Below are 2,382 nucleotides of genomic sequence, written 5' to 3'. Positions count from 1 at the left end.
AGTTAAGTTAGCTGGATCTTTAACTGCTGTCTTATCTGCTGGTTTAACGATGTCGTTACCTGCATTTGGTTTAGTTGCAGCTTCTGGATCTTTTGTCAAATCTGTTGCTGGAATTACGGCTGTCTTACCTTCTGGGGTTGTAACAGTAACATTTCCTTTGTCATCTACAACTACTGTTGCATCTGGGTTTACAGCTTTAACTTTATCTTCGATTGCTTTCTTCTCAGTATCTGTAAGTTTTTCTGGATTTGCTACTACAGTCTTATCTGCTGGTTTAACGATGTCGTTACCTGCATTTGGTTTCTTAGTATCTTCAACAGTACGTACTAATTCTTCTACAGGAATAACTTGTGTTTGACCATCTGGAGTTGAAACTTTAGCATTTCCTTTGTCATCAACTACTACAATTGAGTTTGGATTTACAGCTTCAACTGCTGCTTTAATTTTCTCCTTCTCAGCATCTGTCAACTTAGCTGGATCATTTACAACTACTTTATTCGCTGGTTTAACGATATCGTTGCCTGCTTTTGGATCATTTGCTGTATCTGCAGTTTTCACTACTTGCTCAGGAGTGATGATTTCTTTGTGCCCATCTGGAGTTGTAACAGTAACATTTCCATCTGCGTCTTGAGTGATTTCTTTAGCATCTGGATTTACTTTCTTAACAGCTTCTAAGACCTTAGCTTTTTCATCATCTGTTAAAGCACTTGGATTATTTACAAGAACTTTATCAGCCGGAATATTCACTTCACCTACAGCTTTAATAGCCGCTTTATCTGACTCTTCAATTCCATCAACAGCTTCTGATGTTTTAGCTGCATCTACAGATTTCTTAGCTTGATCTGCGATTGCATCTACTTGAGCTTTAAGATCTTCTTTAGCTTTAGGAGTTAAGTCTGTACGTGCATCAATTGCTTCTTTCTTAGCTTTTGCTTCATCTTCAATTGCTTTACGTGCATTTGGCTTATCTTCTACAACAGGTACAGATTTTTCGATTTCTTTCTCAGCTTCATCTTGAAGTTTTGCAACATCTGCATCTTTTTTAGCATTGTCGATTGCTTTCTTAGCTTCATCTGCTAGAGCTTTCGCTGCATCTGCCGCAACTTTCTTCTCGTCATCAGTAGCATCTGGAGTATTAGCAATGTCTTCCAATTGTTTTGCTAATTTATCTTCGATGGCTTTCTTAGCTTCTGGTTTAGCTTTGGCTTCTGGATTTACTGCTGTAACGTCTGCTACACCTTTATCTTTAGCACCATCTACTGCTGTTTGAGCTTCTGCTGCTTTCTCTGGTGTTTCTGCGTTGCTTGGTTGAGCATCGATTGCATCTGTTGCTTCCTTAGCTTTCACTTGAGCTTCTTCTTTGGCTTTAGCTTTCTCTTCATCTGTGAGGTCGTTACGGCCAGCGATTTCTGCTTCTTTCTTAGCTAATTCATCCGCTACTGCTTTCTTAGCTGCTTCTTTAGCTACTGGGTTAACTTTGGCGATTTCACCAGTACCAGCTTCCTTAGCTTTATCTACTTCTGCATTGCTTGGTGCTGCATCAATTGCTTCTTTAGCCTTATCTGCTGCATCTTTAGCTGCATCCTTAGCTGCTTTCTTCTCGTCATCTGTCAAGTCTGTACGAGCGTCAATTGCTGCTTCCTTAGCTTTAAGAGCGTCATCGATTGCTTTCTTAGCTTCTGGTTTAGCTTTGGCTTCTGGATTTACTGCTGTAACGTCTGCTACACCTTTATCTTTAGCACCATCTACTGCTGTTTGAGCTTCTGCTGCTTTCTCTGGTGTTTCTGCGTTGCTTGGTTGAGCATCGATTGCATCTGTTGCTTCCTTAGCTTTCGCTTGAGCTTCTTCTTTGGCTTTAGCTTTCTCGTCATCTGTGAGGTCGTTACGGCCAGCGATTTCTGCTTCTTTCTTAGTTAATTCATCCGCTACTGCTTTCTTAGCTGCTTCTTTAGCTACTGGGTTAACTTTGGCGATTTCACCAGTTCCTGCTTCTTTAGCTTTATTCAATGCTGCATCGTCTGTTGCTGCATCAATTGCTTCTTTAGCTTTATCTGCTGCATCTTTAGCTGCATCTTTAGCTGCTTTCTTCTCGTCATCTGTCAAGTCTGTACGAGCGTCAATTGCTGCTTCCTTAGCTTTAAGAGCGTCATCGATTGCTTTCTTAGCTTCTGGTTTAGCTTTGGCTTCTGGATTGATTGCTTCAACTGCTCCAGTACCAGCTTCCTTAGCTTTATCTACTTCTGCATTGCTTGGTGCTGCATCAATTGCTTCTTTAGCCTTATCTGCTGCATCTTTAGCTGCATCTTTAGCTGCTTTCTTCTCGTCATCTGTCAAGTCTGTACGAGCGTCAATTGCTGCTTCCTTAGCTTTAAGAGCGTCATC

The 2,382-nt window shown here is 41.0% G+C and carries 1 protein-coding gene; it reads right to left on the bottom strand.

Annotated features, from left to right (window positions below; genetic code table 11):
• A partial coding sequence (locus K4Z77_RS00005) for a DUF1542 domain-containing protein (RefSeq protein WP_224218081.1) occupies positions 1 to 2,382 on the bottom strand: 2,382 nt, incomplete at both ends.

This window comes from Streptococcus mitis subsp. hohhotensis (assembly GCF_020089495.2).
Classification (GTDB): Bacteria; Bacillota; Bacilli; order Lactobacillales; family Streptococcaceae; genus Streptococcus; species Streptococcus hohhotensis.
This window is presented reverse-complemented; position numbering and strand designations above follow the sequence as displayed.